This window comes from Halorubrum saccharovorum DSM 1137, from assembly GCF_000337915.1.
Classification (GTDB): domain Archaea; phylum Halobacteriota; class Halobacteria; order Halobacteriales; family Haloferacaceae; genus Halorubrum; species Halorubrum saccharovorum.
Window position 1 is genome coordinate 90,498 of the sequence record NZ_AOJE01000011.1, and the last position, 26,782, is coordinate 117,279.

At 68.5% G+C, this 26,782-nt stretch carries 29 protein-coding genes; 19 read left to right on the forward strand and 10 right to left on the reverse strand.

Annotated elements, in window-relative coordinates; translation table 11 throughout:
• Positions 1 to 24: 24 nt before the first annotated feature.
• Positions 25 to 1,659: a potassium channel family protein gene (locus tag C471_RS03590; protein ID WP_004046630.1), complete on the reverse strand. Its 1,635-nt coding sequence runs from the start codon at positions 1,657 to 1,659 to the stop codon at positions 25 to 27.
• Positions 1,660 to 1,759: 100 nt separating this feature from the next.
• Here C471_RS03590 and C471_RS03595 point away from each other — a divergent pair, with 100 nt between their 5' ends.
• The 6 genes from C471_RS03595 to C471_RS03620 all read left to right on the forward strand — a co-directional run bounded on the left by C471_RS03595 (position 1,760) and on the right by C471_RS03620 (position 6,784).
• The gene (locus tag C471_RS03595) at positions 1,760 to 2,143 is read left to right on the forward strand and encodes an ArsR/SmtB family transcription factor (RefSeq protein WP_004046631.1); all 384 of its coding nucleotides are present in this window, start codon (positions 1,760 to 1,762) and stop codon (positions 2,141 to 2,143) included.
• Complete coding sequence (locus C471_RS03600; protein WP_004046633.1) at positions 2,140 to 2,418, forward strand: DUF7521 family protein; 279 nt, start codon at positions 2,140 to 2,142, stop codon at positions 2,416 to 2,418. Before C471_RS03595 ends, C471_RS03600 begins: the two co-directional genes overlap by 4 nt.
• Before the next feature lie 93 nt (positions 2,419 to 2,511).
• The gene (locus C471_RS03605) at positions 2,512 to 3,213 is read left to right on the forward strand and encodes a helix-turn-helix domain-containing protein (RefSeq protein WP_004046634.1); all 702 of its coding nucleotides are present in this window, start codon (positions 2,512 to 2,514) and stop codon (positions 3,211 to 3,213) included.
• A gap of 85 nt (positions 3,214 to 3,298) precedes the next feature.
• Positions 3,299 to 3,844 (forward strand): DUF1684 domain-containing protein, encoded by a 546-nt coding sequence (locus C471_RS03610; RefSeq protein WP_049908950.1) that lies wholly within the window; start codon positions 3,299 to 3,301, stop codon positions 3,842 to 3,844.
• Between the two features lie 613 nt (positions 3,845 to 4,457).
• Positions 4,458 to 6,053, forward strand: a complete 1,596-nt coding sequence (locus C471_RS03615) for a hypothetical protein (protein ID WP_004046638.1) — start codon at positions 4,458 to 4,460, stop codon at positions 6,051 to 6,053.
• A gap of 218 nt (positions 6,054 to 6,271) precedes the next feature.
• Entirely contained in the window at positions 6,272 to 6,784 is a 513-nt protein-coding gene (locus tag C471_RS03620; RefSeq protein ID WP_004046643.1) for a hypothetical protein, read from the forward strand.
• 35 nt (positions 6,785 to 6,819) lie between these two features.
• Here C471_RS03620 and C471_RS03625 read toward each other — a convergent pair whose 3' ends face one another.
• Positions 6,820 to 7,857, reverse strand: a complete 1,038-nt coding sequence (locus C471_RS03625; protein WP_004046645.1) for a succinylglutamate desuccinylase/aspartoacylase family protein — start codon at positions 7,855 to 7,857, stop codon at positions 6,820 to 6,822.
• Between the two features lie 133 nt (positions 7,858 to 7,990).
• On the opposite strand from C471_RS03625, the gene C471_RS03630 reads away from it, so the two are divergent.
• Positions 7,991 to 9,343 carry a putative ATP-dependent zinc protease gene (locus C471_RS03630; RefSeq protein ID WP_193366106.1) on the forward strand — a complete coding sequence of 451 codons (1,353 nt, stop codon included), beginning with the start codon at positions 7,991 to 7,993 and terminating at the stop codon, positions 9,341 to 9,343.
• Positions 9,344 to 9,376: 33 nt separating this feature from the next.
• On the opposite strand, the gene C471_RS03635 is transcribed toward C471_RS03630, so the two are convergent.
• On the reverse strand, positions 9,377 to 10,039 hold the full coding sequence (locus C471_RS03635; protein ID WP_004046649.1) for a hypothetical protein: 663 nt from the start codon (positions 10,037 to 10,039) through the stop codon (positions 9,377 to 9,379).
• 76 nt (positions 10,040 to 10,115) lie between these two features.
• Between C471_RS03635 and C471_RS03640 the strand changes: the two genes are divergently transcribed.
• The gene (locus C471_RS03640) at positions 10,116 to 10,865 is read left to right on the forward strand and encodes a helix-turn-helix domain-containing protein (RefSeq protein ID WP_004046650.1); all 750 of its coding nucleotides are present in this window, start codon (positions 10,116 to 10,118) and stop codon (positions 10,863 to 10,865) included.
• Between the two features lie 49 nt (positions 10,866 to 10,914).
• Positions 10,915 to 11,124 (forward strand): ribbon-helix-helix protein, CopG family, encoded by a 210-nt coding sequence (locus tag C471_RS03645; protein WP_004046651.1) that lies wholly within the window; start codon positions 10,915 to 10,917, stop codon positions 11,122 to 11,124.
• Between the two features lie 8 nt (positions 11,125 to 11,132).
• Here the strand turns inward: C471_RS03645 and C471_RS03650 are convergent, their stop codons facing one another.
• Positions 11,133 to 11,468 (reverse strand): DUF7113 family protein, encoded by a 336-nt coding sequence (locus tag C471_RS03650; RefSeq protein ID WP_004046652.1) that lies wholly within the window; start codon positions 11,466 to 11,468, stop codon positions 11,133 to 11,135.
• 101 nt (positions 11,469 to 11,569) lie between these two features.
• On the opposite strand from C471_RS03650, the gene C471_RS03655 reads away from it, so the two are divergent.
• Both C471_RS03655 and C471_RS03660 read left to right on the forward strand, forming a co-directional pair.
• Entirely contained in the window at positions 11,570 to 13,489 is a 1,920-nt protein-coding gene (locus C471_RS03655) for an ATP-binding protein (RefSeq protein ID WP_004046653.1), read from the forward strand.
• Positions 13,490 to 13,533: 44 nt separating this feature from the next.
• Positions 13,534 to 13,986: a universal stress protein gene (locus C471_RS03660; protein ID WP_004046654.1), complete on the forward strand. Its 453-nt coding sequence runs from the start codon at positions 13,534 to 13,536 to the stop codon at positions 13,984 to 13,986.
• A gap of 28 nt (positions 13,987 to 14,014) precedes the next feature.
• Here the strand turns inward: C471_RS03660 and C471_RS03665 are convergent, their stop codons facing one another.
• The 5 genes from C471_RS03665 to C471_RS03685 form a co-directional block, all read right to left on the reverse strand.
• Entirely contained in the window at positions 14,015 to 14,302 is a 288-nt protein-coding gene (locus C471_RS03665) for a hypothetical protein (RefSeq protein WP_004046655.1), read from the reverse strand.
• Between the two features lie 160 nt (positions 14,303 to 14,462).
• Positions 14,463 to 14,939 (reverse strand): 50S ribosomal protein L11, encoded by a 477-nt coding sequence (locus C471_RS03670; protein ID WP_004046656.1) that lies wholly within the window; start codon positions 14,937 to 14,939, stop codon positions 14,463 to 14,465.
• A 245-nt stretch (positions 14,940 to 15,184) separates the two neighbouring features.
• Positions 15,185 to 16,561, reverse strand: a complete 1,377-nt coding sequence (locus C471_RS03675; RefSeq protein ID WP_004046657.1) for an MFS transporter — start codon at positions 16,559 to 16,561, stop codon at positions 15,185 to 15,187.
• A gap of 27 nt (positions 16,562 to 16,588) precedes the next feature.
• Complete coding sequence (locus C471_RS03680; protein WP_004046658.1) at positions 16,589 to 17,416, reverse strand: TetR/AcrR family transcriptional regulator; 828 nt, start codon at positions 17,414 to 17,416, stop codon at positions 16,589 to 16,591.
• Positions 17,417 to 17,554: 138 nt separating this feature from the next.
• Positions 17,555 to 17,749, reverse strand: coding sequence for a cold-shock protein (locus C471_RS03685; protein WP_004046659.1), 195 nt, complete (start codon positions 17,747 to 17,749; stop codon positions 17,555 to 17,557).
• Positions 17,750 to 17,998: 249 nt separating this feature from the next.
• Between C471_RS03685 and sdhC the strand changes: the two genes are divergently transcribed.
• From sdhC to C471_RS03715, 6 genes are all read left to right on the forward strand, one after another.
• Positions 17,999 to 18,427 carry a succinate dehydrogenase, cytochrome b556 subunit gene (gene sdhC, locus C471_RS03690; protein ID WP_004046660.1) on the forward strand — a complete coding sequence of 143 codons (429 nt, stop codon included), beginning with the start codon at positions 17,999 to 18,001 and terminating at the stop codon, positions 18,425 to 18,427.
• 1 nt (position 18,428) lies between these two features.
• Entirely contained in the window at positions 18,429 to 18,803 is a 375-nt protein-coding gene (locus tag C471_RS03695) for a succinate dehydrogenase subunit D (protein ID WP_004046661.1), read from the forward strand.
• Between the two features lie 3 nt (positions 18,804 to 18,806).
• A complete protein-coding gene (locus C471_RS03700; protein ID WP_004046662.1) occupies positions 18,807 to 19,697 on the forward strand; it encodes a succinate dehydrogenase/fumarate reductase iron-sulfur subunit in 891 nt (296 codons plus the stop codon).
• 52 nt (positions 19,698 to 19,749) lie between these two features.
• On the forward strand, positions 19,750 to 21,579 hold the full coding sequence (locus C471_RS03705) for an FAD-binding protein (protein WP_004046663.1): 1,830 nt from the start codon (positions 19,750 to 19,752) through the stop codon (positions 21,577 to 21,579).
• Positions 21,580 to 21,843: 264 nt separating this feature from the next.
• Positions 21,844 to 22,071 carry a TrmB family transcriptional regulator gene (locus tag C471_RS03710; protein WP_049908944.1) on the forward strand — a complete coding sequence of 76 codons (228 nt, stop codon included), beginning with the start codon at positions 21,844 to 21,846 and terminating at the stop codon, positions 22,069 to 22,071.
• Between the two features lie 87 nt (positions 22,072 to 22,158).
• Positions 22,159 to 22,794 carry a uracil-DNA glycosylase gene (locus tag C471_RS03715; RefSeq protein ID WP_004046665.1) on the forward strand — a complete coding sequence of 212 codons (636 nt, stop codon included), beginning with the start codon at positions 22,159 to 22,161 and terminating at the stop codon, positions 22,792 to 22,794.
• Between the two features lie 27 nt (positions 22,795 to 22,821).
• On the opposite strand, the gene C471_RS03720 is transcribed toward C471_RS03715, so the two are convergent.
• Positions 22,822 to 24,021, reverse strand: coding sequence for an NAD-binding protein (locus tag C471_RS03720; protein ID WP_004046666.1), 1,200 nt, complete (start codon positions 24,019 to 24,021; stop codon positions 22,822 to 22,824).
• Between the two features lie 131 nt (positions 24,022 to 24,152).
• Between C471_RS03720 and C471_RS03725 the strand changes: the two genes are divergently transcribed.
• Both C471_RS03725 and C471_RS03730 read left to right on the forward strand, forming a co-directional pair.
• The gene (locus C471_RS03725) at positions 24,153 to 25,421 is read left to right on the forward strand and encodes a potassium channel family protein (protein ID WP_004046667.1); all 1,269 of its coding nucleotides are present in this window, start codon (positions 24,153 to 24,155) and stop codon (positions 25,419 to 25,421) included.
• On the forward strand, positions 25,418 to 26,761 hold the full coding sequence (locus C471_RS03730) for a cation:proton antiporter regulatory subunit (protein ID WP_004046668.1): 1,344 nt from the start codon (positions 25,418 to 25,420) through the stop codon (positions 26,759 to 26,761). The genes C471_RS03725 and C471_RS03730 overlap by 4 nt, the downstream gene beginning before the upstream one ends.
• Positions 26,762 to 26,782: the final 21 nt, after the last annotated feature.

Below are 26,782 nucleotides of genomic sequence, written 5' to 3' on the forward strand. Positions count from 1 at the left end.
CCCGACTTGCCGCCCGGGGATCGGTCAGACGAACCGGCGCTCGAACTCCCGGATACCCTCGTCGGTGCCGACGACGACGAGCTCGTCGTCCGGCTCGATCCGCGTGTCGGGGCCGATCTCGGTCACGGTCTCGTCGCCGCGCTCGATCGCGATGATGGTACAGCCGGTCGCCTCGCGGACATCCGCCCGGCCGATCGTCTTCCCGGCCAGCCTGGAGACGCGGCTCCTGACGACCTCGATCTGCTGGTTGAGCGAGAGCACGTCGCGGTCCTCGATGACGGTCGAGGCGGACAGCCGCCCGGTGACGGTGGCGAGCGAGAGCACGTAGTCGGCGCCCGCCCGGTGCATCTTCCGGACGCTCGCGGCCTCCTCGACGCGAGCGAGCACCTGCGTGTTCGGCGCCAGATCGCGGATCACGAGCGTCGCGAACTCCGTCGTGGTGTCGTCCGGCAGCGCGAGCACGACCGTCTGTGCCGTCTCGACCCCGGCGTCGCGCAGCGTCTCCGGATCGGTCGCGTCACCGACCACGTCGACGCCCTCGGCGTCCTCCCGGTCCACGACCGTGACGGACAGGTCGGCGTCCGCGACCGACTCGGCGACGCTTCGACCGACCTGTCCGTACCCGACCACCACGGTCTCTCCGGCGCCGAACCGCCGCCTGGCGGAGTTCGTCAGCTCGACGAGCCGCTCCAACTGGTCCGACCGTCCGGAGACGAGCAGGACCGTCCCGGCCGACAGCGTCGCGTCCGGCGGGGGCGCCGCATCGAACTCACCGTTGAACCACGCTCCGATCACGTTGACGCCGGCGCGCTCGCGGATCCCGCTGTCGGCGAGCGTCGACCCGGCGAGCGAGCTCCCGTGCGGGACCGACACCTCCGCGAGTTGGAGCGAGTCGCCGATCACGACCGCCTCGCCCAGGTCCGTCTGCAGGGCGGTCGTCACCTTCGCGGCGAGGCTCTCGCCGAGCAGCGACCGCGGCGAGAGCACCTCGTCGGCGCCGGCGAGCCGGTGGTAGCGCTCGCGCTCGGGATTCTCCACGACGCTGATGACCCGTATCTCCGGGTCCAGCTCTTTCGCGGCGAGCACGATACTCGCGTCGACCTGGTCGGACAGGTCCGTCACCAGCGCCCGCGCGTCGGTGAGGTTCGCGGCCGCCAGCCCCGCCGTCGACTCCGGGTCCGCGCGGACCACGGTCCGCCCTGCCTCGTGGAGCCGCACCGCTCTCTCGTCGTCCGGCTCGACGAACACGTACGGGATCGCGTGCGAGTCGAACTCCTCGATGAGCGCCGCCGACCGCGAGGTGTCCGAACAGACGACGACGTGACCGGACAGATCCTCGTCCAGGGACCTGGGAACCGTCGTCGAGAACGCCTCCTCCAAGAGCGGCGTCACCACGACCGGCAGCGCGCCGATCAGGAGCACCATGCCGACCAGGTCCATCACCGCGATAAACGCGTTCAACTGCTGGCTCTCCCACGGCGAGTCCCCGCCGAATCCGGTGGTCGTGAACATCTCGACCGAGAAGCGCAGCGCCTCGATCATCGTCCGCGGGTCCCCCTCGTACACCCGCATCCCGTAGCGGTAGACGACCGCGGTGAAGACCAGCACGAAGAGGACGAACGCCGAGTACCCGGCGACCCGCCGCTTCCACGAGTCCATGGAACCGTCGTACGCCGCCCACCCACAAAAACGGGGCGCGTTCCGCGGCGCCGCGAGACGAAGTTCGATGCTTTAAGTCCCGGCAGTCGAACGGACACGTATGGTGCGGGACTCGTCGCGCGAGGAGGATCCGCCGTCGGTAGGCGACGTGTTGGACGCGCTCGCAGACGACGACGCACGGCGGATCGTGACCGCGCTCTCCGAGCCGAAGACTGCCAGCGACATCTCGGAGGAGTGCGACATCCCCCTGTCGACGACCTACCGGAAGCTGGAGTTGCTCACCGACGCGTCCCTGCTGTCGGAGTCGACGGACATCCGCCGCGACGGGCAGCACACGACCCGCTACTCGGTCTCGTTCGAGACGGTCACCGTCTCGATCGACGAGGAGGACGACCGCGAGTTCGAGGTCGACTTCACCCGTCCGGAGCGCACCCGGGACGAACGACTGGCCGACCTGTGGTCGGAGCTCCGCGAGGAAACATGAATACGTACATCAATCTGTTCGTCATCGTCGCAAAGACCGCCATCCTAGCGCTCGGTGGCAGCATCACCTACTACGCGCTCCGGGCGTACGGCCGGACCGGCGATCCCTCGCTTCGGGCGCTCGGCATCGGCTTCGGCATCGTCACCGTCGGGGCGCTGATCGGCGGCGTCTCCCACCAGATCATCGGGTCGAGCCTGGCCGTCGGGATCGCGATCAACAGCCTGCTGACAGCGGTCGGGTTCGGCGTCATCGTCTACTCGCTGACGGTGGAGTGAGGTCGCACGACGGCGTGTTCTCGGCCAGCTGTCGACGTTCGACGAACCCCGTTTTCGATAGTCTTTTGCGGCGTTCCGTTCTCGGATCGCGTCATGAGCGACGCACGCGAGGAGCTCTCTCGCCGGATCGCCGGTGAGATAACGCTCAGCGACGACCCCGGAGCGACGCTGCGGAAGTGGCGGACCGACTTCGACGTCTCCCAGACCGAGCTGGCCGACCAGCTCGACGTCTCCTCGTCGGTCGTCTCGGACTACGAGAGCGGGCGCCGGGAGAGCCCGGGGATCGGCGTCGTCCGGCGGACCGTCGAGGGGCTCCTGGACATCGACGAGCGGCGCGGCGGCGGGCGGCTCCGACAGTACGCGCGCGTGCTCTCCGCCGGGTTCGAGAGCGACATCGTCCACGACCTCCGGGAGTACTCGACGGCGGTTCCCCTCGAAGAGTTCTACGAGGCGATGGGCGCGACGGAGATCGTGCGCGGCGAGCAGGACCACGTCAACGGCCACACCGTCATCAACTCGATCGAGGCGATCACCCGCCTGTCGAGCGAGGAGTTCTACCGGCTGTACGGCCAGTCGACGAACCGCGCGCTCGTGTTCACCCGCGTCACGCGCGGCGAGTCGCCGCTGGTCGCGCTGCGCGTCGTGAGCCCGACGCCGAACGCGGTCGTGCTCCACGGGATCGAGGACGGCGACCTGTGGGACCACGCCGCCGACCTCGCCCGCGTCGACGGGTTCTCGCTGGCGACCTCCACTCGCGATCTGGACGACTGCTTGGCCGACCTGCAGGCGCTCTGAGGCGGTCGCCGCAGGGGGGTTGGCCTCGTCGGCGATCCGCCCCCGGACCGCGACCCTGAAACCCCCGGCGACCCTCGACTCGGACATGACCGACGACTACGCCGAGCGCCTCCGCGCGAACCGCCGCGAGAAGGACGACTTTTTCGCCGAACACCCGCAGTCGCCGATCCCGCCCGAGCACCGCGACGACTTCGACGGCCTCGACTACTTCGCGCCGAACCCCGACTACCGGGTCGAGGCGACCGTCACCGTCCACGACGACCCCGAACCGGTCGAGATGGAGACCACCGCGAGCAACCCCGTCCGATACCTCCGGATCGTCACCTTCGCGTTCGAGGTCGACGGCGAGGAACACACCCTCGCGGGGTACCGGCAGGAGGGCGACGACGGCGCGGTCTTCGTCCCCTTCCGCGACAAGACGACGGGCCAGCAGACGTACCGCAACGGGCGGTACATGGAGCTTGAGCCGGACGGCGACCTCGCCGACGGCGACGCGGTGACGATCGACTTCAACCTCGCGTACAGCCCCTTCTGCGCGTACAGCGAGACGTTCTCCTGCCCGCTTCCGCCCGAGGAGAACTGGCTGGAGATCGTCGTCCCCGCCGGTGAGAAGGCGCCGGACATCGAGTAGTTGGGAGACCTCAAGTAGACGAGGGTGTCTCAGAACTATTCGCAAGGGTTTGATTTCACCCGTGATTAGGTGAATCAGCCGTCAGAATTGACCTGCGTATCTTGCAGAGAGTGTCTCTCGTTCGGAACGCGATCACGGGAAACGATTTCGTGTGCCGAATCGAACTAGAGAAGTCTTCGATCCGTCATGCTCAGTCGAATGTATGATAATACTAACTTAAATACTAGTGTCAATTATAATATTAATAATGAGTGAGAAACGTCGTGCAGATGTTGAGCCGTTGGATACTGCCAGTAGTACTCCGCTAGCGACCCGCAGAGCGCTCCTCGCAGCGGGTGGGGCTGTCGCACTCGGTGGGTTAGCTGGGTGTTCCGCGCTCGATGGCCTGTTAGACAGTGCAGGCGACCTAGTGGTCGGGACGACGGTGTCCGCACCGGCGGCGTTCTACGCAGGACGGCCGCCCTCGGATGGGTCGGCCAGTAGTACTAGCGAGCAGACGAATAGTAACGGGACTCAGTTCTTCAGCAATGGTCCGGCCGAGGTCCAGCACGTCCCGGCGACGGTCCGAGCGGACTCCCAGTCGATCGAACTCGAAGGTTGGTCGACCAGCGCGGTGACGAAGGCACCGGACTACGAAGGCGACAATACGCCCATAATCAAAGGGAGTGCTCTCGGTCGCGCCCAGGACTACAACTCCTCGCGCTCGAACAAATTCGAGTGGTGGGCCGGACCCGACGACGAGGACGACGATGATGGGGATGGAGACGTCCTCGAAGCGATTCACGACGTCGAACTGGCGTTGCTCGGTCACGTCACGACCGCACAGGCTGCCGTGGATCGAGAAGACCCGACCGCGGCCAGAGAAGCGTTCGACGCGTTCATCAACGCGACCACGAAGGCACTCCGACCGGCACTCGACGAGTGTGAAACGGACGTCTGTGGGACTGTCCGGGAGAACTCGGATGGTCGAGTCCAGGGGATCCGGATCGCCCGCGGAGCCGTCGACGAGGGGGACTGGACCGCTGCAAAGCGGGAACTCGAAGGTGTCGAGGAAATCGTCCTCGGCGATATCGAACGCCTCGACGACGAACTCGTCGAGCGCTACCCGGGCCGGCCGCGGTTCATCGATATCATCGAGTATCTGGGAGACGCGCCGACCATCGGCGAGTCGTTCACTGTGTGTCTGCCCGACGCCAGTCTCCCGGGCGACCGTGGCTCGCTGGCCGAGGTTCTCACACTGGACCACGTGCTGGCGTACTTCGCGTCCTCGTACGAACCAGACGGGCGACGGACGCCGTTCAACAACCGATATGACCCGGTGTGCTGCTTCGATTACACCGACGACTATATCGAACTCGACGGCCCCATCTCGCTCCACGAGGACGTCGCCCGCCAGAACATCCTCTCTGCGGAACTGGACACCTACACCACCGAGAACCGGGCCATCGTCGGCTACGGTACTGAGGGCGGCGCCGTCGTCAGTGCCGCGGCGGCGTCGGCCGACACCGACGGGAAACGCGTCTTCCTCGCGTCCGGAGATGTCACGGGTGAGATCATCCTGGGCGAAGACAGAGACATGGTGATGCCGGGAGATAATGTGTCGTCGGGTGACTCCGGCGGCGACGGTTCGGTAAGCCCGACGCCGGTAAGCCCGACGCTGGTCTGTCCCGTCACCGCGACGCCCGAAGACAGCCCGACTCCATTGCCTGGGCTGTTCTACCTTGAGCGGATCCGTAACGACGACCAGATCGTCTTCGCCGGCGGATGGGTCCTCGACGAGGGCGCGCTCTTCGAGGATTCGGTGACGCTCCTGTTCGCGGAGGGGCCGACCGAAGTCGCGAGCGTGACCCCGGAGGACATCGGGAGCGACGACTACGACGGCCGCATCGTCGAGCAGTTCTCCCGCGACCGGAGTCGGTTCGGCTCGGCTTTGGTCAGTGGGACCCCCGAATCTGTCGCTGACTCTGGGATGATGCCAGGCCCCCTAAATGGTATCCTCGAGGGAGACAACGACGAGCAGATGGCTGACGGCGGTGGCGAGGAAGTTTACATCCTCGGGATGGGGGCGGAAAAGCTGACTGTAGCAGCACTGGACGCACCGCTCGTCCATCTCGCTGGTGCCGGAGAGCTATCGAAGGGCGATAAGGTCGCAACGGGCAGGATCGAAACCGGAGTGATAAACTCTGGCGAGGAAGTCGACATCCTGTAAATGGGTGCCGAAAAATTAACTAGCGTTGTCAAATAGCACGGTTTGAATCAGTTGCAGATCGATACTATGCTGCACAGACGCTCTGTATTGAGCGATTCACGGATCGGTCACTGAGGTGTGTAAACCGTTCTATGACACCTCTCGAGTAGACGGGAACCGCTCCGCGCGCCCCGCTCCCCGCGGAAAGCCTCAAATCCTCCCCCGCCGAAGCCCCGCCCATGCGCACCCGGCTCGCCGTCGCCGGCCTCGTCGCCGTCGGCGTCCTCCTGATGGCGAACCCGCTGTACCTCCCGGTTCCGATCGGCGAACCCGACCCCGCGTACACTCACACCGTCCAGCCGGTCGAGAGCGGGTCGCCCGTGGCGGGTGTCGACGCGCCCGAGGCGGGGAACGAGACCGCCGACGGCGTCGTCGACTACGCAGACCTCGACTCCGAAGCCCGGGCGGCGTTCGACCGCGCGCTCGACGCGGAGGCCGGCTTCGGCGTCGAGGAACCGGACGAGCGCGTCGACTCGCTGTCGTACCCCGCCGAGCCGACGCTGGGCGACGGGCTCCTCGTGGTCGAGTACGAGGGCGAGCGCTACGAGTTCTGGACCCGGACCGTCGAGCGCGAGCCCGGCGCCGTCGTCGCCCAGCGGATCGCGGTCCAGCCGCTCGCGTTCCTCGGCGGCTTCTTCGCGGTGCTGGCCGCGGCGGCGCTCGGGTTCCGGGAGCGGTCGGATCGGCGGTAGGGCCCGACCGCACCCGGGACCGATCGGGTCTTCCCTCAGTCGGTCGCGGTCGGCTGTCCCACGGGCTTGGGCGCGTCGCCGGCCTCGATCGCCCGTCTGGTCGACTCGTCGATCTCGACGAGGTGACACAGCGGGTTTCCGGGGTAGACGACCGGGTTCTCCAGGAGGCCGATCAGCAGCCCGGTGAAGGGCGCTTCGATCGCGACCTCGTCTTTCTTGAACGGGTTGGTGATCGTCGCGATCCGCTCGCCCTCGCGGACGAGCGAGCCGCTCTCGAAGTGCGTGTCGACGATGCCGCCCGAGTCCGCCCGGAGCCACGTCTTCTCGCCCGTGCCGGCGACGATCGTCCGCCAGCCGGGCCAGCGCACCGTGTCGGTGTCGAGCAGCCCGTACTCGGCGAAGACGGAGCGCACGCCGGCGAGCGCGTCGTCGATGAGGGGGCGCTGGAAGCGGTGCGCCTCCCCCATCTCGATCGTGATCGTCGGGATGCCGTCGTCCGTCGCCTCGCCGCGGAGGGTGCCGCTCGGGCCGTCGCTGTCGATGACAACCTTCGAGCCGAACGCGAGCGCGAGGCGGTGAACGCCGTCGTCGGTCATGTCGCCGCGGACGTGGAGCATGTTCGTCCGGCCGCGGGTGGAGGTGTGGAAGTCGAGCCCGAAGTCGCAGGGCGCGATGAAGTTCTCGTAGATCTGGTGGGCCATCCGCTTCGAACTGGTCGAGCCCGCCTTCCCGGGGAACGACCGGTTCAGGTCGCGGTCGTAGACGGGGAGGTAGCGCTGCTGGGCGATGAAGCCGGGAACGTTGAGCACGGGGAGACAGACGAGCGTGCCCGCGAGCGCCGAGAGGTCCCACTCGTGGGCGACCTCGCGGACGACCTCGATACCGTTGAGTTCGTCGCCGTGGGCGGCCGCCGTGAGGAACGCGGTGGGGCCGTCGCGCTCGCCGTTGACGATCGTCACGGGGATCCGGACCGGGTCGCCGAGGTACGTCTCGCTGATTCCGTAGCGGATGTTCTGCGTCTCGCCCGGCGGCACCGCGCCGCCGTTGTACGTGAACATCCGATCGTCGCTCATGCCAAACCGGAGCACGGCGGGGAGTATATATATGGCGACCCGCGGGTCGGCGGCGTTCCGGCCCCCCGGGTCGGGGCTCCGGAGAACGGCACCGATCGGTCGACCTTTTACGAATGCCTGTGCAGGTGTTCGCATGAGTTCGGACCCAGTACGGGTGGGAGTGCTTTCGCTGCACAACAGCAAGGAGACGAAGGCGATCTGTAACGCGGTCGAGGACCTCGGGCACGAGCCCGTCTGGCTCCGCGAGGAGAACGCCGCCATCAGCGTCGACGACGGCGACGTGTCGGTCGAGCCCGCGGTCGACGTGATCGCGAACCGGCTGCTGCTCTCGAACACCGACCAGCCCGCGGAGCTGCTCGGGCTGGCGACGACGTTCGAGCGCATCAGGCCGATGCTCAACGAGCCGAACGCCGTGCTCGCGTCGATCCACAAGTTCGCCACGGCGGCGACGCTCGCCGACTGGAACATCCGCGTGCCCGACGCGCTCCTCGCGCTGTCGAACGACCGGCTCAACGAGGGGCGCGAGCGCTTCGGCGAGGTCGGCGTGTACAAGACCGCGATCGGCACCCACGGCGGCGGGACGTGGAAGGTCGATCTCACGGAGCGCGTGAACCCGAAGGTCGGCAACCGACAGGCGTTCCTCCAGAAGCTCATCGACCGCGACGACGAGAAGCACCGCGACCTGCGCGTGTACATCGTCGGCGACGAGATCATCGGTTCCATGTACCGCTACGCGCCCGAGGGCGACTGGCGGACCAACGTCGCGCTCGGCGGCGCGGTCGAGGACGCCACCGACGACATGCCCGACGAGGCCGCGGAGACCGCGCTGTACGCGGCCGACGTGATGGACCTCGACTACGCCGGCGTCGACCTGGTCGAGGGGTACGACGGCTGGTACGTGCTCGAAGTGAACCCGACGGCGGGGTTCAAGGGGCTCTTCGAGGCCACCGGCACGAGCCCGGCCCCTCACATCGCGAAGCTCGCGATCGAGGAGGTCGGCGGCGAGGTCGACGGCGACGACGTCGATCGCATCGCCGCGACGCTCGACGACTCGCGGCCCTCCTGCGCGCCGATGCCGAAGCCGACCCCGACCGAACAGCCGGTGATCGGCTACATCGAGGAGGTCGTCGTCACCGGCACCTCCGGCTCCACGCAGGCGCTCGCGAAGTCGGACACGGGCGCGACCCGAACGAGCATCGACACCCAGCTCGCCGCCGAGATCGGCGCCGGCCCGATCAAGAGCATGACGCGCGTGAAGTCGGGGAGCGTGAAGGGCGGGAAGGCCCGTCCCGTCGTCGACCTCGTGATCGGGATCGGCGGCAACCAGCACACCGTCACCGCCAGCGTCGAGGACCGCGGGCACATGGAGTACCCGCTCCTCCTCGGTCGCGACATCCTCACCGACTACCGGGTCGACGTCCGGAAGCGCGCCGACGTGGAGGAGGCCGAGCGGGACGAGGCCGGCGAGATACTCGAAGAGGAGTAGCGGGCCGCCGACGCGGTCTGCCGTCGGGAGGCCTCAGGTGAACAGCGCGATGACGAGCGCCACGAACAGCAGTTCGCCGCCGATCAGCGCCGCCGCGAACAGCCAGTAGCGGTACGTCCAGAGCCACTCCCTCGACCGTTCCAACGTCGACCGCGGGCCGCCGGCGTCGCTTTCACCGGTGGTTCCCCTTTCCGCGTCGCCGTCGCGCGCCTCGGTAGCGGCGTCGGGCAGGTACGACTCGTCGAGCCGCCACCCGTCGCCCTCGTACGTCGCCGGCACGCGGGCGCCGACGACCTCGTCGACGTCGAGCGGCGAGACCCCGGCGGCTTCGAGGAACGCGAGGAACGCCTCCGACTCCGCCAGCGACCCGTGTCGCGGAGCGGGGAACCGCTCGGTGTGGGTCGCGTCGCCGTGCGGGGTCCGGAACTCCACCACGACCTCCTCGTCGGCCGACCGCACCCCGGTCACGATCAGCTCCCGATCCGCGTCGTTGAGGTAGGCCTCCCGGAGGCGGCGCCGGACCTCGTCGTCGACCTCGGTCGCCCCCTCGCCGTCGACATCGCCGCCGGCGGCCGGCCCGGCATCGTCGCCGGCGGCCGCCCCGGCATCGACACCGCGCTCGGCGTCGACGGTCGTCTGTTCCGGGTCGATCGACGGCTCCGTCTCTTCTCCGCCGCCGGAGGGTCGGTCGGGCATTCGGGATTCCCTTGGCGGCGCGGTACAATAAGCGCGCCGTCGGAAGCGGTTTGAACGCCGGCGACCTCGGTCACCCATGCGCGAAGTGACGTTGCGGGTCCGCCACCGGGGCGGCCCGGAGTCGGAGGTGAGCGCCCGACACCCGGAGGTGACGCTCCGCTCGGTCTCCTCGATGACCGGCTCGGGCGGGGTGCGGAAGCGGATCGTGGAGTTCCGCGGGCCGACCGCCGAGATCGAGTCGTTCCTGACCGAGTTCCGCCGCGCCGACCCCGTGATGTCAACGGAACCGATCTCGCCGGTCGACGGCGGTCACGCGTACGTCGCGCTGACCACCGACACCGCCGGCTGGGAGGGGATCGGCGAGCGGCTCGCGGGGCTCGGCGTTCACTACCGAATGGGCACGACCATCTCCGGCGGGATCGAGCACTGGACGGTGTCCCTGCGGGCCGACGACGACCTCTCGGGGCTGATCCGCGGGATCGAACGCGGCGGAAACGAAGTCGAGCTCGCCCGCAACGTCGAGCTCGCCGACCTCGACCGCCCTCCGCGACTGCCCGCAGCGGGGATTCTCAACGGACTCACAGACAGGCAGCGCGAGGTGCTCGCGACGGCCATCGCGACGGGGTACTACGACCACGGCGTCGGCGTCGGCGTCAAGGAGGTCGCCGGGGAGCTCGACCTCGGATCCACCACCGTGTGGGAACACCTCTCTCGGGCGGAGTCGACGGTGATGAACGCACTGTTCGAGCGGTTCGAAGAGTTGGGCCTACCCGGGGAGAGCGGGTCGGGGGCCACCCGGCGAAACCGGCCCGAAACGAGCCGGTAGCGTCGGGTTCCGAACAACGCTTTTGTACTTCCGGGTCGCACCGGCGCGTATGAACGAGGGAACGGTGTCGGTGCCGGACGAGCAGTACGAGCGGCTCGCGGCGCTCGCGGCCGCCCGCGGCGTGAGTCCGGAGGAGCAGCTGGCCCGGCTCATCGACGACGCCTACGAGGGGCTCGACGGCGACGCCGCCCGCGGCGAGACCCTCCCGCTCGGGGTCTCCGACCCCGAGGACGGCGAGGGGGGCGACGACGCCGGCTGATCGCGCGCTCAGGCCGGATCCTCCTTCGTCACTTCGACCTCGACGTCGTCGGGAGCGACGCCGATTCGGGCGAACTGCGTCCGGACGTGCTCTTTCGCCGCGGTCAGCGCCTGCTCGCGGGTGTCGAACCCGCGGGGCATCGGCTCCTCGAAGGCGACCCGAATCTCCTCGCCGTCGACGAGCAGGGCGGACCCGCCGCTCTCGACCTCGTAGAAGGAGTCGCACACCCAGACGTAGGGGGCGTCCTCGTCGGGGGCTCCCTTGTAGGCGGGCGGCTCCTCACCGCGCTCGAACACCGTGCCGGTGAGCTCCGTCCCGCCGCCGCTGCCGCGAACGAGTATCATGTCACCGATACGGCCCGGAGACTCAAAAGGGGCCCGCGAGGACGGCCCGGGCCGGACGACGAGGGGGAAACGCTTTCGGCGTCGGAGGCGGTGGGTCCGCCATGACGCTGGAGGACTTCACCGAGTTCGGCGACGACGAGGGCGACGGCGGCGGAGACGCCGACGCCGCCGACTCCGCGACCGCCGAGTCCGGTGGTATCGTGGGTAGTGACGACGACACGGTCGACGACGGCGGCGCGACCGACGGCGGTAGCGCAGCCGAGGCCGACGCCGACGCCGACGGCGAAGGACCGGCCGACGGCGAAGGACCGGCCGACGACGGATTCGCCGCGTACGGCGTGGAGCCGACCGGCGAGGACACGGGGCTCGGCGTCGTCTCCGTCTCGCAGGGGCTCCGCGTGGCCGAGGAGGCCGAGGAGACGACGCTGCGGGCGTTCGTCACCACGGGGAACCGCGAGGCGGTCCGGCTGGGGAAGTACCTCCTGATCCCGTACCCCGACGGCGAGCGGCTGTTCTGCCGGATCACCGGGCTGGAGTACGCCCAGGAGTTCCGGTCGGACGACGCCACCGAGATCCACGCGCGTCGGCAGATGCGCCGCGACGACTTCGCCGAGCGCGACTACAAGTTCATGGCCGAGCTGGAGCCGATGTCGGTCGTGTACGGCGAGGGTGACGACATGAAACGCCGGATGACCGACCGGGTGCCCAAACCCGGCGCGGTCGTCGAGGAGGCGTCCGACGACGCCGAGATCAAGACCGGGCTGAAGATCCCCGAGGACGGCGTCTTCCTTGGTCACCTCTCCGTCGGCGGTGAGAAGGTGCGGACGGCCGCGGAGCCCCCGACGGTCGACTACCGGGTGAAGGACGACTACGCCGACGGCGACCCGCTCGCGTTCCGGCACACCCTCGTCGCCGGCGGGACCGGGTCCGGGAAGACCCACGCCTCGAAGAACGTCCTCCGGCAGTACCTCGACGCGGACCGCACCTACCCGACCGGCGACGAGCGGGAGTCGCGGATGGCGGTCGTCCAGTTCGACCCGCAGGACGAGTACGCGCAGATGCACGACGACAACCCGGACCTCGACGCCGACTTCGCCCGGCGGCTGGACCGCGAGGGGATCGCGCACGGCGGTCACGACGACACCGTCGCGCTGGTGCCGCGGGTCGCGAACGCGACGTATCCGGGCGAGGGACACCGCGCGGAGCGCGTTGAGTTCACGATCCCCTTCTCGCTGGCGCGGGACATGCCGTGGCTCGTCGCCGGCTCCGGGCTCAACGAGAACCAGTACCCCGCCCTGTTGACCCTGCTGAACCGCTTCTTCCGCGACTACGGCGACTCGGGCACCTACAGCCAGTTCCTCTCGTACCTCGACGACCCGGCGCTCAAAGAGGAGCTCGACGAGAGCGGCCGGGTCCACGAGGCGACGTTCGACGCCGTCAAACGCCGAGTCCGCGGCGTCCCCGGCGGCGTCTTCGACCAGGACGCGAAGCCGATCACCGAGCTGGACCACACCCTCGTTCGACCGGGCGGGCTCTCGGTGGTTCCCACGTACCACCTCCCGACCTCCAGACAGAAGGAGATCGTCGTGCTCGCGGTCGCGGGGCTGCTCGTCGACGACAAGCTCTCGAACGACCCCGACAGCGACCGGATCGAGGAGACGCCCCTCCTCATCGGCATGGACGAGGCGCACAACTTCCTCGCCGACGCCGACACGGTGCAGGCCCGAAAGGTCGTCCAGAAGTTCACGGAGGCGGCCAAGCAGGGTCGCAAGGAGCGGCTCGGTCTCTTCCTGATCACGCAGGACCCCCAGGACGTGGCCGAGTCGGTGTTCAAACAGATCAACACCAAGATCGTCTTGAACCTCGGCGACGAGGACGCGATCTCCAGCGTCAACATCCCCGCCAACCTCGCCGGGAAGGTGCCGTACATGGAGAAGGGACAGATGGTGGTCTACTCGCCGGACAACTCCGAGCCCGTCGAGCTGATCGGGCTCTCGGAGTGCGTGACGCGGCACAGTTGACGAGACGCCGCCGCCTTTTTGCGCCGAGCGAGAGAAGCGCAGACATGACCAAACGGATCCTCGTTGCGGTCGACGGATCGACGGAGGCGACCGAGGCGCTCCAGTTCGCGGCGTCGGAGTGGCCCGACGCCGATCTGACGGCGCTACACGTGATCAACCCCGCCGACTCCGCGACGGGCGCGGAGGGCGGGTTCCCCGGCGCCGCCGATCAGTGGTACGAGAGCGCCAAGCAGCGCGGCGAGCGGATCCTGAACGAGGCGGTCGGGGCGGTCGAACGCGACGTCGAGACGCGGCTGGAGGTCGGGCGACCGACGACGACGATCCTCGCCGTGGCGGGCGGCGAGAAGCCGGTCGGCGAGGGGAACGACCCCGGCGAACCGTTCGACCACGTCGTGCTGGCGAGTCAGGGCCGGACCGGGCTCTCTCGGGTCCTCCTCGGGAGCGTCGCCGAGGCCGTGGTCCGCCGCGCCGAGGTCCCCGTCACCGTCGTTCGGTGACGAGGGATCGAAGCGCGGTCCCCGACGGTCACGCCTCGGCGCGCTCCGCCTCGACGACCTCGCCGACCACGGTCCACCCCTCCTCCTCCGGACCCGACCGCCCGAGCAGCACGGACTCGTAGTCGTCCGAAGTGATCAGGCGGAACTCGGCGTCGCCGTCCGCGTCGATGCGAACGCCCTCGCCGCGGAACTCCCGCTGGAAGAACTCGGTCGAGGAGAACTCGAAGACGCCGGTCTCGCCGTCGTCGAGGGCGAGCCGAACGGGTCGGGGTTGGACGTTGTGGATCCGCTTCGCGACGGGGTGGAGATCGGGCATGGTAGCGGTTCGGCGCGTCGCGAGTAAAAAGGCGGTGGGGTCTCTGGCGGGAGGCCCGGAGAACCGCACCGGCACGCGACGCGCTAGCGGTACGGGGAAACTCACGACGGAAAAATCGAAATCGCGGCGGGTTACCGCGGAGTCGCGTCGGAACGCGTCGTTACGCTTCGAGGACGTCGTCGTAATCGCCGGCGTCGACGCGGTCGTCGAACGTCCGGGCGTCCTCTCCCTCGATGGTGACGCCGAGGGAGGCGCAGGTGCCGCCGACCTCCTTGGCGGCGTTTTTCACGTCGTACGAGAGCAGGTCGGTCGACTTCTGCTCGGCGACCTTCTTCACCTGGTCGATCGACATGTCCGCGACGAAGTCCTCCTGGGGCTCGCCGGAGCCGGTCTCGAAGCCGGCCTCGTCTTTGATCAGTTCGGCCGTCGGCGGGACGCCGACCTCGATCGTGAAGGAGCCGTCGTCGTCGTACTCGATGGTGACGGGCACTTCCATGCCGTCGAACGCGGCGGTCTCCTCGTTGATCTGCGACACGACGTCCTGAACGTCCACGGGCGTCGGCCCGAGCTCGGGACCGAGCGGCGGACCGGGATTGGCCTGCCCGCCGGGGACGAGCGCTTCGATAGTTCCAGCCATGTCCGTACGAACCCGACGGCGACTTTTAACGGTTGTTCTTTCGGGCAGGGGGAGCTAGCGGTTCGCACACTTCCGATATCGGGCTCGGGGCGGTCGGTACTTCGCTTCGCGGAATGAGGCCGGTTCGGTGATCGCTTATAAGGGCTCGGGAGTGGTGAACTTCTCCAAGGCCCGTCCGTTCGCTTATCGGCGGTTTGTCCTCGCGACAGCGAGGCGCTTCGCGCCTCAGGCAGCCGGGGGTCGGGTTATGAATCCGCGGGAGCCGACCCCTCGCTCGGGGCGGTCTCCCCCGCGGTGCGCCCGGGGAGGAACGTCCCGGTCTCACGGCGGACGCCGAGGAGCAGCGTGACGCCCGCGGCGAGCGGGAGGACCGCGCAGGCGGCGTAGATGGGCGCGAAGCCGACCGCCTCGATCAGCGGCAGCGACACCATCGGACCGAGGCCGCCGCCAACGTCCCCGAGGACGTTGTTCGTCCCCGACGCGCGGCCCATCCGCTCGTCGGGAGTCAGGTCCGCGAGCAGGGCCATCATCGGGCCGCTCGTCCCGCCCTGTCCTGCGCCGATGAAGACGCAGGCGAGCCCGAGCGAGACCACCGATCCCGCGCGGGCGAGCAGGAGGAACCCGACGAACGAGACCACGAGGAACGTCAACAGAATCGGCGTTCTGGAGTCACGAGTGTCCGATATCCGCCCCCCGACGAGCATGAAGAAGGACGCCGAGAGGACGGTGCCAGCCATGAACAGTCCGGAGGTTCCCTGCGGAGCGAGCCCCAGCAGGGAGATATCGTTCGCGCCGAGGAACAACACGAGCGTGGAGAACAACGCGCCGATGTACGCGAACATCAGCCCGAAATTGACCAGCCCGACGGTCAGCGCGGGGACCGCGGTGTCGACGTCCCACGGCTTGATCGCGTCCCCGGAGCGGTCGCCCGCAACGTGCGTCTCCGGGACGTAACGATAAGCGACGACGCTGGCCGTCAGCGCGAACGCGGCGGCGACGACGAACGCGGCGACGTTGCCCGCGACCGCGGAGACGATCCCGCCGAGCACGAGTCCGGCCGGGAACCCCATCGTGATCCCGCCGCGGACGACGCCCATGTTCGTCCCCCGAGAACCGCTGTCGGAGAGGTCGGCGGCGATGGTGTAGGCGGTCGCGAACACCGCGGCGGAGCCGAAGCCCCAGAGCACCCGCGCGATCAGGAACCACGTCTCGGGCGCGACGGCCGCCGCGATCGCGGCGAACCACCCCTCGGGACCGACGGTCACCGGACCGGCCGCGAGCGTCGGCAGCGAGGTCGCGAGGGGGCGGAGCGACTCGGCGGGGGGCATCGCGAGCGCGACGACGTAGCCGAGGGTGGCGACGCCCTCGACGAACAGCCCGATCACGAACGGCGTGCGCGTCCCGTACTTGTCGACCAGCGCGCCGGCCGGCGCGTTCGCGACGAGCCGCACCCACCGGTTCGCGGAGAGGATCACGCCGACCATGAACGCCGAGATGCCGAGGACGGCGCCGAGGTTCGGGAGGATCGGGAAGACGACCCCGCCGCCGAAGCCGACGAAGAAGGTGCTGGCGATCACCGCGAGCAGCACGGTCGGCGGGCGGTCGATCCCGAACGGCCCCATCTCAGTCACCCCGCCTCCGACTGCCGGTCATTCGCTCCCGCCCTCGTCGACGGGCTCCATCGCCGCGATCCCCGCTTCGAGCGACGGCGACTCGGCACCTTCAGCGAGCAGTGGCTCGACGATCCGCCGAAACGTCGCCTCCGCGACCGTCCGCGTGTACGTCGGATCCGGCTCGGCGATCTCGGTGACTCCGTCCGTGTCGTCGCTCGGTCTGGGACCGGAACCGTCCGCGTCCGAACCGTCCGCGTCCGAACCGTCCGCGTCCGAACCGTCCGCGTTCGAACCGTCCGCGTCCGAGTCGTCGCCGAAACCGTTACCGTCGTCAGCGTTCGCCCCGCGACTCAGCGTGATCTGTCGCGTCCGCGCCCCGTCGAGGGTCGCGACCAGCAGCGCCGCCGTCTCCTCGACGTCGACGTCGCGGAAGACGCCCTCCTCGACGCCCGATTCGAGGATGTCGACGACGGTGCCGCGGAGCAGCCGGTCGCTCCGGGCGAGCTGTTCGCGGATCGGCTCGTTGAACGGCCCCTGCGTGCGGAGTTCGAGGAGCGCGATGTGGAACGCCTCGCGGTCGACCGCCCCGGGCTCGAAGACGAACCATCCGATGAACCCCGCGAGCCGTTCCGCGGGCGGGTCGTCGGCGTGAGCCGCGATCCGCCGCTCCGAGTCGGTGATGACGCGATCGAGGAAGGCGACGAGCAGGTCCTCCTTCGTGTCGTAGTGGTAGTGGAGCAGCGACTTGCTCTTCGAGCACTCGTCGGCGATGTCCTGCATCGTCACGTCGGCGTAGCCGTGGGCGCGGAGCGCGCGGTAGACCCCGTCCATGATCTCGTCGGCCGCGCTCGGCTGTTCGCTCATTGACTGACTGGTCAGTCAGCAGTTAGTAAATCCCTATCGGTCGGGGAACGCTCGGCCGCTACGGCGGACGGAGCAGCGGCTCAGCGGTGTAGAACAGTCGAAAAGCCGATACACCCTGACTGAACGTCGTCGCCGGATCTACAGGCGGGTGACGTTCGTCGCGCGCGGACCTTTGTCCGCTTCCTCGATGTCGAACTCGACTTCCTGACCCTCTTCGAGGTCCGGGCCGCCGACGTCCTCCATGTGGAAGAACACGTCTTCGTCCGCGTCGTCAGTCTCGATAAATCCGTAGCCGCCAGTGTCGTTGAAGAAGTCAACTTCGCCTTTCGCCATTGCATCCGTAAGACCGGGGGCAGCACATAAAAGGCTTCCGCGAGCAGGATCGCCCTGCTAAGGTAAGCCGTGACCCGGGTGACACACAGACGCGGTAGTGAGTGACAGGGCAGTGAGTAACATACAGACGAGGTGGCAGATCACGCCGACGAGGTGGCAGATCACACCCGGACACGGGAGGGGGATCCGTCGGGGTGGATCCCGCCGTGTTAGTAACTACTATACGACCCCGGTTCAGAACCGTTAGGTATGAGCCAGTCGTACAATCGAGGCCTCATCGAGGACTTCAGCCGCTGGCGGGAGTTCGAGGCGGGGATGTGGGCCTGGATCTTCCATAAGTTCACGGGGTGGGTGCTGATAGGCTATCTCTTCACCCACATCGCCGTGTTGAGTACCGCGATCCCGGCAGCCGACGGCGCGACGATGATGTTCCAGGGGTCCGAAACCGACGTGTTCACGGGGACGATCGTCAGCCTCGAAGGGCTACTCTTGGTGCGCATCCTGGAGGTCGGCCTGCTCGCAGTCGCCGTCTTCCACATGCTCAACGGCACCCGGCTCCTCCTCGTCGACCTCGGGGTCGGGCTGGAGGCACAGGACAAGAGCTTCTACGCGTCGCTGATCCTCACGGGAGCGATCACCGTCGCGTCCGTTCCGACCTTCATCGCGGGGGCGTTCTGAGATGGCGGAGCGCTACTCCTCGTTCAACTCCGGCGGTCGGATGTGGCTGCTCCAGCGCGTCACGGCGGCGTTTCTGCTGATCGTGTTAGCGTTCCACTTCTTCCTGCTCCACTTCGTCCACCACGCCGACGAGGTCTCGCTCGCGGCCAGTTCGGCGCGGATGGAGCAGTTGAGCTACTACTCGCTGATGATCCTGTTCCTCGTGACCGCGACGTTCCACGGGGTCAACGGCGTGTACAACGCCCTCGTCAACCAGGGTCTCACCGGCACCAAACGCACGGTCGTCAAGTGGTCCCTCGTGGCCGCGAGCGTCGTGCTGCTGTTCCAGGGGATTCGGACGGCGAACGCATGGGCGGGCGGCTTCCCGCTTCTCTGAACTATGAGTACGCAGACACCGACACAGACGGAGGAATCGAGCGAAACCGACGCCGAGGCGGACGTTCCCTCGAAGGGCGACGAGCGCCGGGACGAGAAACGACGGCGCGCCGCCGAGGAGCGCGCGCGCCGGCAGGCCGAGGAGGCCGAGAAGGCCGCCGCCGACGAGGAGACGGTCGAGCTGAAGGTGTTCCGGTACGACCCCGAGGTCGAGGGGAAACAGGAGCCCCGGTTCGACACGTTCCACGTGCCGTTCACGAAGGGGATGACCGTCCTCGACGCGCTGATGTACTCGCGGGACACGTACGACTCCTCGCTCACGTTCCGGCACTCCTGCCGACAGGCCGTCTGCGGCTCCGACGCGATGTTCGTCAACGGCGGCCAGAAGCTGGCGTGTAAGACCCAGATCGCCGAGCTCGAACAGCCGATCCGCGTCGAGCCGCTCCCGCACGCCGAGGTCCGGAAGGACCTCGTCGTCGATATGGAGCACTTCTACGACCAGATGGAGGCCGTCGAGCCGTACTTCCAGACGAACGAGTACCCCGACGGCGAACTGGAAGAGCAGCGCCAGACGCGGGAGAACCGCGAGAAGATCAAGATGTCGACCCGGTGTATCTGGTGTAGCGCGTGTATGTCATCGTGTAACATCGCCGCCGGCGACAACGAGTACCTCGGCCCCGCCGCGATCAACAAGGCCTACCGGTTCGCGATGGACGAGCGCGAGGGCGAGGACATCAAACAGAAGCGGTTGGAGATCATCGAGCAGGAGCACGGCGTCTGGCGGTGTCAGACTCAGTTCTCCTGTACCGAGGTGTGCCCGAAGGACATCCCCCTCACCGAGCACATCCAGGAGCTGAAACGCGAGGCCGTCAAGAACAACCTGAAGTTCTGGTGAGCGTGGTGGACACGCTCAAGTCACTTCGAACCTAACGAGATTCCATACAACAATGCACGAACACGACGTTATCGTTGTCGGCGCCGGAGGGGCGGGACTCCGGGCGGCGATCGCGGCACAGGAAGCGGGGGCCGACGTGGCCATCGTCTCGAAGCTTCACCCGGTCCGATCGCACACGGGCGCGGCCGAGGGAGGAATCAACGCGGCGCTGCGCGACGCCGACTCCTGGGAGGACCACGCCTACGACACGATGAAGGGGTCCGACTACCTCGGGGACGCCCCGGCGGTCGAGGCCCTCTGTCAGGAGAGCCCGGAGGAAGTCATCCAGCTCGAACACTGGGGGATGCCCTTCTCGCGCGAGGAGGACGGACGCGTGTCCCAGCGACCGTTCGGCGGCCTGTCCTTCCCCCGAACGACGTACGCCGGCGCGGAGACCGGCCACCAGATGCTCCACACGATGTACGAGCAGGTGGTCAAACGCGGAATCACGGTGTACGACGAGTGGCACGTGATGGAGCTCGCCGTCACGGACGAGGACGACCCGGCCGATCGGACCTGTCACGGAGTCGTCGCCTACGACATCCAGAGCGGCGAGATCAGCGGGTTCCGCGCCGAGAACGGCGTCATCCTCGCGACCGGCGGGATGGGACAGGTGTTCGATCACACCACGAACGCGGTCGCGAACACCGGCGACGGGGTCGCGATGGCGTACCGCGCGGGCGCCCCGATGGAGGACATGGAGTTCATTCAGTTCCATCCGACGACGCTGCCGTCGACGGGCGTCCTCATCTCCGAGGGGGTCCGCGGCGAGGGTGGCATCCTCTATAACGAGGAGGGCGAGCGGTTCATGTTCGAGCACGGGTACGCGAACAACGACGGCGAGCTCGCCTCCCGCGACGTGGTCTCCCGCGCCGAGCTGACCGAGGTCAACGAGGGACGCGGCATCGAGGACGAGTACGTCCACCTCGACATGCGGCACCTCGGCGAGGAGCGCATCCTCGACCGGCTGGAGAACATCCTCCACCTCGCGGAGGACTTCGAGGGCGCCGACGGACTCACCGAGCCGATGCCGGTCAAGCCCGGCCAACACTACGCGATGGGCGGCATCGAGACGAACGAGTTCGGCGAGACCGTCATCGGCGGCCTCTACGCCGCCGGCGAGTGCGCCTGTGCGTCGGTCCACGGTGCGAACCGCCTCGGCGGCAACGCCTTGCCCGAGCTCATCGTCTTCGGCAAGCGCGCCGGGCGCCACGCGGCCGGGGAGGAGATGGGCGAGGCCGAGGTCACGACCGGCAAGGACGGCGACTGGGAGGCCGCCGACTACGAGTTCGAGACCGAGGTCGGCGAGACCGGCGGGCAGGGTCCGGCGGCGGCCGACGGCGGCGCGGTGGCGACGGACCCCGACGGCGTGCTCGAAGCCGAAGTCGAGCGCGCCGAGGCCCGCGTCGAGGAACTGCTCTCGCGGAAGGGCCGGAACCACGCCGAGATCCGCTCGACGGTCCAACAGACGATGACCGCGAACGTCAACGTGTTCCGCGAGGAGGGGCGACTCGAAAAGACGCTCGACGACCTCCGCGAGGCGCGCGAGGCGTACAAGGACGTGGCCGTCTCGGACCCGTCCCGGACGTTCAACACCGATCTCATCCACACGATGGAGACCCGGAACATCCTCGACATCGCTGAGGCGCTCACGATGGGCGCGCTCGCACGTAAGGAGTTCCGCGGCGCCCACTGGCGGAAGGAACACCAGGAGCGGAAAGACGAGAACTGGCTGAAACACACGCTCGTCTCGTGGAACGACGGTGAGCCGGAACTGTGGTACAAGCCGACGATCCTCGAAGGCGAGAACAAGACCTACGAGCCGAAGAACCGGTCGTACTGAACGCGTGCTGAACGCGTGCTGAACGCGTGCTGAACGCGTGCTGAAGCGGAGTCGGCCACTATCGATCCGGATCGATCACGGTCTCCTATCCGTCATCGGTCGAAACCCGCGGCGATCTCGCGACGGCGACGACCGAAGAATCATCGTCCTTGATCGCGTTTCGACGCGGTTCGTTCGTGTTCCATTCTCTATCGGCTCTTCAGGTGACTTCGACGATCGTTGAATAGGGGGTTTATTATCGTCGAACACAATGGATCGGACAAGATGTTAGAGACACAGACAGCACGAACCGCAGCACCGGCCCTCCCGCCGGAGCTGCAGTCCCCTCGCGCGAAGCTTGTGTACCTGTATTTGACGACGAACGGCCACGCGACCGTCTCGGAGATGGGCGACTCGCTGGGCATGAAGAAGCTCTCGCTGTACAGCATTCTGAAGACCCTCCGGAAGGAGGGAATGGTCGACTGCGACGGCGACACCTACGCGCTGAACTGACGGTACGGCTGGGTTGGCCTCCGCTGTTCTCCACGCCTCTGTTCCCGCCAGCGGAGCGTTTACCAGCCCTCGGGACGCAGTGGGGCCGTGGACGCGAACCAGAAAGAGCTCCGGAACCCGTTCGGGATGGACGCAGACTGCGAGAACTGTCCCGAGCTGTGCGGCTCCCGCGACCGCGTCGTCCACGGCTACGGCGACGTAGGCGGCGAATTCCTCGTCGTCGGCGCGGGACCGAGTGCGAGCGCCGAGTCAAACGGCGTCCCGTTCACCGGCTCGGGCGCCGGCGAGCGAGTGCAGTCGATCCTCGCCGACCTCGGATTCGTCCGGTCGGCGCCGGACGCCGCGGAGCCCGACGTACAGAACATCTTTCTCACGAACCTGACGCGGTGTCGTCACCCCGAGCGCGAGCCGACCGATCGAGAGGTGGAGACCTGCGAGCCGTTCCTCAACGCGGAGATCCGGATGATCAACCCGCAGATCATCGTCCCCGTCGGCGAGCGACCGCTCCGCGAACTCGCTGTCGAGTACACCACTCGACGCCCAGACTCCTTCGACATCGACGCCGAGCACGCGACGACGATCCGCGGGCGCGGCTTCGAGCTTGTCCCGATGAAGGAGCCGGCGGAGATGGCCGACGCCGACGCCGACGCGTTCCGAGAGCACATGCGTGAGAACGTGTTGAGCAGAGACTACCGGCAGACGAAGGGACGGCGGAGTCGCTGAGGAGTCGGCAGCGGCGAAAAGGCGCCGTCAGTCGGCCGCGTCGTCGAGGTCCTCGACGTCGTCGACCGCGTCGCCGAGGAGGTCGGTCGTCGCGTCCTCGCTGTCCGCGCCGAACGCGCAGTCGATGAGGATGTGGCCCCCCAGCGTCGCGGGCGAGATCACTTGGTCCGCTCCGGCTCGGCGGAGCTTGTTGACGTTCTCTCGCTGAGTCACCGCTGCGACGATCCGCACGTCGGGGTTGAGCTGTCTGGCGGTGAGGATCGCGAGCGCGTCCCGCGCGTCGTCGTTCGTTGCGACGACGACCGCGCGGGCGCCTTCGATGTTGACCCGTTCGAGCGGGTCGACGTCGCTCGGGTCCGCGCTGAACACCGACACGTCACGCTCGGTCAGGCGCCTCGCGGCGGCCTCGTCGGTCGTCACGACGGCGTACTCGGTCCCGGCTCGGGCGTCGAGTTCTTCGAGGATCGGTTCGGTCAGGTCCCCGTATCCGAGCACGAGGACGTGGTCGTCGAGGAGGTCGATCTGTTTGTCGGTCATTTTTCCGAGCGCTTTGGAGAGCTGCGCCTCGATGGCGGGCGTGAGGAGGACACCGAGCGCCACCGCGAACGCGGCGACGTTCATCACGAGCGAGGAGAGCACGAACAGCTGTGCGATGTCCGAGGCGGGACCGCCCGCGGGGTGGACGTCGCCGTACCCGACCGTCGAGGCGGTGACGACGGTGAAGTAGAACGCGTCGACGATCGTCTCGATGCCCTCGAACTGGTCGCGGAGGGCGTACGACCCGATCGTCCCGTAGGCGATAGCGCTCACGAGCGCGGCGCCGGCCGCGAGCTGCGTCGGGGACGGCGAGTAGCTCCTGTCGAACCGCCGCCGGTTGTAGGCCAGCGCGGGCACCGACAGGACGGACAGCGCGACAAGCGGGAACGACAGCACCGACGCCTGCATCAGTCCCTGAACCGCGGTCAGGGGGAGCAGAACGGCTGTGGAGTACCAGCCGACGCGGTACCCGTTCCGCAGCGCGAAGCCGCTTCCGAGCATCGCGAACCCGGTTATCGTCCCGGTGAATCCGACGGTCTGCCGGACGACTCCGGGGACGTACGGCGCCAAGGGGCCGTCGACCCCGAGTCCGCCGATCTGGGCGAGCCCGGCGAGGATGGACAGGATCGCGACCGCGAACGTCAGGGCGATAGACGCCCGCACGGTCACCCAATCGCGGGTCAGCTCCATGCGAGGTGGTCGCCGACGGCGGACTTAAACCCCGCGAGCGAAGCCGACGGGCTCTCCGAAGCGCGTGACGGACGCCCCGTGAGGCGCCCGGCGCCGACACACGTATAACCGCGCCGCCGGTTTGGGGGCGTATGTCACTGCCGGTCGAGATCGTCTTCGGGATCTACCTCGGCGTCATCACCGGGATCGTCCCCGCGCTGGTGGCCGGGGTCCTCGGGTTCGTGTTCAAGTACGTCACCGACGTGACGATCCCCGGCCTCGGGGTGGTCGTGTTGTCGCTCGCGATCGCCGGCGTCAACGGCGGGCTGCTCGCGCTCAACGACGAGACGATCCGGTCGTCGGAGCGCGCGCCGGCGATCCTCACGGCGATCGTCGTGGTGTTGATGCTCTCGATGTACGCCCACGCGCAGGGTGACCGGCTCGGCGCCAGCGTCCCCAAGCGGATCTCGCTCAAACAGCTCCGCGACCGGACGCTTTCGACCGACGTGATCGAGCTCGTCGGCGGTCGCGGCCGGGTCTCCGTCGAGGTGACCGGCGAGGTGAACGACATGGAGGGGTACCCGCCGCTGCCGGCCGAGACGCGCCGAGCGATCCTCGACGGCGACTGGACCTTCCCGGCCGACCTCCCGCTCGCGGAGCTGGAGGACCGATTCGCGGAGCGGTTACAGACCGAACTCGACCTGGCCGACGTGGCCGTCCGGATCGACGAGCAGGCGCGCGCGACGGTGTCCGCCGCGCCGCCGACCGGAGCGCTCTCGAAGCGGGTGCCGGCAGGGAAGCGCGCGGTGTCGGTGTCGGCGCTCGTGCCGACCGGGATCGCTCGCGGAGACCTCGTTCGCGTGGTCACCCCGGACCTCGACGTCCAGGGGGCCGTGCTCGCCGCGCGGTCGAGCGGAAAGCCGGAGCCGGGAGCCGGTGCGGCGTCCGCTCCCGCCTCTCCCGGCGGCGACGGCGTGAACCCGGACGACGCACTCCAGACCGACGGCGGGGAGGAAACCGTCGCCTCCCCGCCGGCGGCGACCGCGCCCACGACGACCGGCGGCGAGGGGCGGGTGACGGTCGCCGTCGACCGCGCCGAGGCGACGGCCCTCCTGCGCGCCGACCGGGGGCGCGTGCTGGTGCTGTCGCGCGGCACCCGCCGCGAGTACGAGCTCACCGCGCTGCTGCGGCGGACCGGCAAGCGGTTCCGGAAGGTCGCCGTCGTCGCCGGCGGGCCGCTCGACGGCCACACTATCGGCGAGGCCGAGATCCGAGAGGCGTACGACGTCGCCGTCCTCGCGGCGCGCCACGAGTCGTGGACGATCGCGCCGAACGGGTCGCAGTCGCTGTCGGCCGGCGACGAGCTGTTCGTCGTCGGGAGCCGCGACGCGATAGACCGATTCGCGGAGGTGGCCGCGTGACCCCCGCGCTCGCCGCGGTCGCCGGCGCGGACGCGGCGAGCGTCGCCGCCGTCACTGCCGCCGTGGATGTCGGTTTCGCGCGGCCGCGGCAGGCGGCTGTCACCCTCGTCACGTTCGCGGTCCTCGCCGTCCTCGTCGCTGGGAGCGCGGCGCTGGCGTACCGCTGGTACTTCCGCACGGAGATCCCCGAAGGGGTGACCGGTCTGCTCGGCGTCGCGGTCGTCGCGCTGTACCTCAATACGACTTCGCTGGGGTCGGTCGCGATCGGCGACAACCCGGCGCTTCTGGCGCCCGAGAGCGTGTTCTTCAACCTCGTCTCGCTCGGCGTCGCGGCGGTGATGGCCCCCGTCGGTCGATACGCGGGCGACCGGCTCGCGGTCGACGTGTTCGCGCTCTCCGGGGCCAAACAGCTCGACGGCGAGCTGAGCGGGATCGTGCGCGCGGTGGGTCGGTTCACGGCGGTGACGCTTCCGTCGGACGACGAGATCGGCGACATGGACACGTACGATCCCGTCTCCCCGGAGAAGAAGGCGGAGCTCGCGGAGACGACCCTGCTCTTCCCGCGGAAGATCTCGGAGGAGGAGCTCCGACAGCGGCTCGTCTCGCGACTCAAAGAGGAGTACGGCGTCGGCTACGTCGACGTCGACCTCGACGCCGACGGGGGCGTCGAGTACTTCGCGGTCGGGTCCCGCGCCGCCGGGCTCGGACCGACGCTCGCGCCCGGATCCGCCGCGGTCGCGGTCGCCGCGGACCCGCCGAACAACGCCACCGTCGGCGACACGGTCCAGCTGTGGCGGGACGACCCGGAACCGAAACGCGTCGCGACCGGCGAGCTGCGCGGGGTGGCCGGCGACGCCGTCACCCTCGTTCTCGACGAGTCGGACGCCGAGCGCCTGACCGACGAGGGCGGGTACCGGATCGTGACGCTCCCCGCGGAGCCGCAGGCGGACCGCGAGTTCGCCTCCCTGTTGCGGAACGCGGACGAGACGATGGCGTCCGTGACCGTCGAAGCGGGAAGCGATCTCGACGGGAGTACCGTCGGCGACGTCGACACCGTCGTCGCCGCGGTCCGGCCGAAGGAGGGGTCCGTCCAGCCGATTCCGTCTCGCGCGTACGCGTTCAGCGCCGGTGACCTCGTGTACCTCGTCGGCCGCCCGGACGCGATCCGCCGGTTCGAGGCGGCCGCCGCGGCGGGAGCCGAGGCGGCGCCCGCAGGCGGGAGAGGCGACGGGGCCGGCGACGGCGGGAGGGGTGATGGCGCGGTCGGCGACGGCGAACCCGGCGACAGCGAACCCGGCGACGAGACCCCCGACGACGCCGACCGGGCGCAACGCTCTTGAGTCGCCCGCGCGGGGATCCGC